This window comes from Mesorhizobium sp. M2A.F.Ca.ET.067.02.1.1 (genome assembly GCF_004023285.1).
Classification (GTDB): domain Bacteria; phylum Pseudomonadota; class Alphaproteobacteria; order Rhizobiales; family Rhizobiaceae; genus Mesorhizobium.
In genome coordinates, this window is record NZ_RZSB01000461.1 from 1 (window position 1) to 4873 (window position 4873).

Annotated in this window: 4 protein-coding genes and 1 pseudogene; 4 read left to right on the plus strand and 1 reads right to left on the minus strand. The window is 65.1% G+C overall.

All coding sequences use genetic code 11. The features are described from left to right. Positions 1-186: 186 nt before the first annotated feature. On the minus strand, positions 187-1440 hold the full coding sequence (locus EOA28_RS25030) for a cytochrome-c peroxidase (protein ID WP_127253376.1): 1254 nt from the start codon (positions 1438-1440) through the stop codon (positions 187-189). Positions 1441-1645: 205 nt separating this feature from the next. Here EOA28_RS25030 and EOA28_RS25035 point away from each other — a divergent pair, with 205 nt between their 5' ends. From EOA28_RS25035 to EOA28_RS25050, 4 genes and pseudogenes are all read left to right on the plus strand, one after another. Further along, positions 1646-3178, plus strand: a complete 1533-nt coding sequence (locus EOA28_RS25035) for an acid phosphatase (protein ID WP_127386047.1) — start codon at positions 1646-1648, stop codon at positions 3176-3178. 314 nt (positions 3179-3492) lie between these two features. Then, entirely contained in the window at positions 3493-3915 is a 423-nt protein-coding gene (locus EOA28_RS25040; RefSeq protein WP_127253635.1) for an OsmC family protein, read from the plus strand. Positions 3916-3920: 5 nt separating this feature from the next. Then, a complete protein-coding gene (locus EOA28_RS25045) occupies positions 3921-4448 on the plus strand; it encodes a hypothetical protein (protein WP_127253636.1) in 528 nt (175 codons plus the stop codon). A 125-nt stretch (positions 4449-4573) separates the two neighbouring features. Continuing rightward, a pseudogene (locus tag EOA28_RS25050) lies at positions 4574-4873 on the plus strand (proline hydroxylase); the annotation flags it as partial.

The following is a 4873-nucleotide window of genomic DNA, read 5'->3' on the forward strand; positions in this document are numbered from 1 at the left end:
GTGCTGGGGAAAGGCCGCCGCATCTTCGACAAAAGCGGGTTCGCCAGGCTGACGCTCCTCGGCTCGAAGTCCTATGCCTGCGGCATGGTGGTGAGCCGCTACGCGCTCGCGCAATGAGAAGCGGCAACCGAGCCCGCACCGCCTTGAATCAATCTTGCGGCGCGCCTTTCTGACTGGCCCCCAGCCTCAGTGCCCCGCCTGGTCGGCATCGGTCAGCGTGCCGAGGAAGGCGACGATGTCGTCGATCTCGGCATCGGTCAGCGACGGCTTGTCGCCGGGCTTTCTGCCGTTGAACGGCGGGTCGGTGTTGAGGTTCGGCCAGTAAGCTCTTGGCAGATCGTCGAATTTGTCGACCGTGCCGTCGGCATTCTTCGGGTACCAGCGCGCCGGATCGCTGTCGCGGCTGGAATAGAAGGCGACCGCGTCGCGCAGGGTGTGTAAATAGCCATTGTGGAAGAAGCTTTTGCGCAAGGCCACGTTGCGCAGCGTCGGCGTCTCGAACAGGCCGCAATACTCGGCGCGGCCCTTGAAGTCGGTGCGCAGCGGGCCACACAGGCCGAGGTCGAAATTATCAGGATCGGAATTGGCGGGGATCGCCGGATTGCGCGGCACGGCAATCGCGATCAGGCCGTAGTCGGTGAACTGCGGCGGCTCGCCGTCATTGGCGGGCTCGCTCAAATGGCAGCTCGCGCAATTGCCCTTCGCCTCGTCCTCGAACAGCATCCGGCCGCGCAATTCCTGCGCCGAGAGCTGCGCCTTGCCGGCGAGGAAGGCGTCATAGCGGCTGGAATAGGGATAGAAATCGGCGCTGCTTTGCTCGAAGGTGCCGAGCGCTTCCACCGCGGCATCAAAAGCGTCCTGCGGATGGTCGAAGACATCGGCGCCGAAGGCGGCCTTGAAGGCGTCGGCATAGGGCGCCTTGCCCAGGCTGGCGGCCACCTGGGCCTTGTCCTTGTTGCCCATCTCGAAGGGCGACAGCAGCGGGATTCTCGCCTGGTCCTTGCCGTGGTCGGCGCGGCCGTCCCAGGTCAGGCCGCCGGTCGGGCCGTTGTCGACGCTCTCGTCTCCTTCGTCCTCAGAGTCGTAGAAATGCTCGCTGAAGGCTGGCGCTGCCTGCAAATAGCGCAGCGACGGCACGGCGCGCACGCCGGGCTGGTCGAGCTTGGCTCCGCCCATCTCGACCGGCGAGGCCGAGGCCGGTCCGAAGGCGTGATTGGGATCGTGGCAGGACGAGCAGGCCTGCTTGCCGGAAGCAGAGAGCGAAGGGTCGAAGAACATCTGCCGTCCGAGCGCCGTCAGCGCGTCGGCGCGGGCATAGGCTTGCGCGCGCGTCATTGGGCCGGGATGGACGCCCAATGGCTCCGCGGTATTGGCGCCGACGATCGAAGCTGCCAGCAGGGCGATCGCGTGATTTTTCCGTCTCATCGTGCGCGGCGACATCCCTGATTTCCTTCGCCCGATTTCGTTCGCGACGTAAGGTTCAAGTGCAACAGATTGATGACTGGCCGTCCCGCTCACGAAACCGTGTTTGACGGGGACGGAACTGTCACAAAGGTGACAAGGCATCGAAGTAGCTGGGCATTGATGCATCTGCGTTCCTGCATTGCCGTCCTCCAGCCATCCCCAAGCCACGAGGCATTTCCCAATGATCCGGTCCCTTCTCTCCCTTTGCCTCGCCACCACGGCGCTGGCATCGCTCGCTGCTCCTGCCCACGCGGCTCCCCCCGGCTACGACAAGATCGACACCGTCGTCGTCATCTACGCTGAGAACCGCAGCTTCGATAACCTCTATGGCGGCTTCCCCGGTGCCAACGGCCTGGCGAATGTGTCGCCCGGCCAGGCGCGCCAGCTCGACCGTGACGGCACGCCGCTTTCCGAATTGCCGCCGGCCTGGGGCGGGCTGACCGGCAAGGGCGTCACGCCGGCGGTGACGGAAGCGCAGAGCGCGCATCTCGCCAATGCGACATTCGCCATCGACGATCCGAACGGCTTCAACGAGGGCACCAACGTCGTCACGCATGACCTCTGGCACCGCTTCTACCAGGAGCAGATGCAGATCGACGGCGGCAAGAACGACAAGTTCGTCGCCTGGGCCGATTCCGGCTCGCTGGTGATGGGCCATTACGACGGCTCCAACCTGCCGATGTGGGCGATCGCCAAGAAGTACGTTCTGGCCGACAATTTCTTCCAAGGCGCCTTCGGCGGCTCCTTCCTCAACCACTTCATGCTCGCCTGCGCCTGCGTGCCCTACTATCCGAATGCCGACACCAGCCCGGTGAAGGGCCAGATCGCCGTCGTCGAGCCGGATGGCGTGACGCTGAAGCCGGCCGACAATTCGCCGGCCTCCGCGCTCGGCGGCGTGCCGAAATTCGCCAATGACGGCGCAATCACTCCAGACTTTTATGCCGTCAACACCATGCAGCCGCCCTACCAGCCGAGCGCCAACAAGCCGGCCGAGGGCGGCGACAAGGCGCTCGCCGATCCGGCTGCGCCGACCACCCTGCCGCCGCAGCACGAGATCACCATCGGCGATCTCCTGTCGCTGAAGGGCGTTTCCTGGGCTTGGTATTCGGGCGCGTGGGAGGCGGCGCTCGACGGCAAGAACGCGACGCCGGTGCCGAACTTCCAGTTCCACCACCAGCCCTTCAACTATTTCGCGGCCTATGCGCCGGGCACTGCTGCGCGCGCCGAGCACATCAAGGATGGCGGCCTCGGCGGCGAAGAGTTCATCAAGGCGATCGACGACGGCAAGCTGCCGCAGGTCTCATTCTACAAGCCGCAGGGCAACCTCAACGAACATGCCGGCTATGCCGACGTGACCTCGGGCGACCAGCATCTGGCCGACATCGTTTCGCATCTGGAGAAGAGCCCGCAATGGGCGCATATGCTGGTGGTCGTCACCTATGACGAGAATGGCGGCTTCTGGGATCACGTCGCGCCGCCCAAGGCCGACCGCTGGGGCCCGGGCAACCGCGTCCCAGCCTTCATCATCTCGCCCTATGCGAAGATGGGCATGGTCGACCACACGCAGTACGACACCACCTCGATCCTGCGCTTCATCACCAACCGCTACGACCTGCCGGTGCTGCAAGGCATCGTCGCCCGCGAGAAGGCGCTGCGCAACAACGACCAGCCGCCGATGGGCGATCTGACGGCGGCGCTGGATCTGACGAAGTAGCGTTTTCCTCGCCCCGCCAAAGGCGGGGAGAGGTGTCCGCGAAGCGGACGGAGAGGGGGCCTTCATAGGGCGCCCACGCTGCCTTTCAGGCGCCGGCGCCGCCCCTCATCCGCCTTCGGGCACCTTCTCCCCGTGAACGGGGAGAAGGCGGGGACGCGACGCCCGCGACAAGCCCTTTCTCCCCGTCACTATACGGGGAGAAATGTCCGGCAGGACAATGAGGGGCAGCGCTGACGTTGCAGGTTGTCCTCGTCAATTGTTGTCCTCGTCAATTCGCGTCCGCTATCAATAGCCTCCAAACTGGAGACGACACGATGGCTGACTTCAAGATCAGAACCCGCAACGCCGGCGCGCTCGCCGTCATGCCGCTGGGCGGCCTGCCGACGATAACCACCCCGACCGGTGGCATGGTCGATGTCGTCACGCAGGTCAGCGCCCCCGGCTTCAGCCCGCTTGACCTGCTCTATGCCTCCTTGGCCGCCTGCATGGTGCTCAGCGCCCGCATCGCCGCGACCCGCCTCGGCGTCGCCGACAGGCTCGGCGAGGTGAGGGCGGAGGTCACCGGTGAGAAGGCGAAGGACGAGCCCTCGCGGGTCGAGACGTTCACCATCAAGCTCGAGATCACCGGCGATCTCGATGCCGCGACGAAAGAACGTATCCTGGCGGACGCCGAGGGCATCTGCACCGTCTCCAACACGCTGCGCGGCGCGCCGGCGCTTCACGCGACGCTCGGGTGAGTCCGATGGCGCATCTCTCCGCAATCGACTACGCCACCGCCTCCGACGACATCCGCGCCGAGCATGACCGCGAGCTCAAGCTGCGCGGCCGCATGACCAACATGAAGCGCATCCTGCTTCATTCGCCGGCCGCGCACCGCATCTACGCCGAATGGTTCACGCTGCGCGATCTTCTCAAGCCCACGCTAGACGACCGCGCCATCTGGCTGTCCTCGAAGGCGATTGCCGAGACGATGCGCGCGGAGATTCCGGTCACCTTCTTCCGCAGGGCGCTGATCGAGGGCGGGCTCGATCCCGAAGCGATCGATCCCACCGCGGATGAGGCGCTTTTGATCGGCTTCGGCAAGGCGGTCGCGGCCGATGCCAATGCCGTTCCGGACGAGACCTGGGCCGCGCTCAAGGCCCGCTACGACGAAACGCTGCTGGTCAATCTCACCGCCTTCGCCGGCATCATGGTGGCGACCTGCGTGTTCACCAATGCGGTGAAGGTGGATCTCGACCCGGAGCTGGATGGGTATCGGAGGAAGGCCTAGGTCGAGTTCCTTCGCGCCCCCCTCTGTCCTGCCGGCTTCTCCAACGATCTCATTCACTCCGCAGGAATCGGGTGGCCCTTACATTGGCTTCGCCCCACTTTGATGGCGAGCAAGGAGCCATCCCGATGACCATCCACTCCCTGAACACCAAGCGCGCCAGCCGGTCCTCCGAATCCCGCGTCGCCGCTCAGGATTGGCGAGCCTTGGTCTCCGAACTCAACATGCATGGCTGCGCCGTCATGCCGGGCCTGGTGTCGGCGGAAGAATGCGCCGAAATCGCCGGCCTCTATCCGCATGAGGAGCATTTCCGTAGCCATGTGGTGATGGCCCGCCACGGCTTCGGCAAGGGCGAATACCGCTAATTCAAATATCCGCTGCCGGACCTGATCGAGGGTCTGCGCACCGCGCTCTATCCGCTCCTCGCC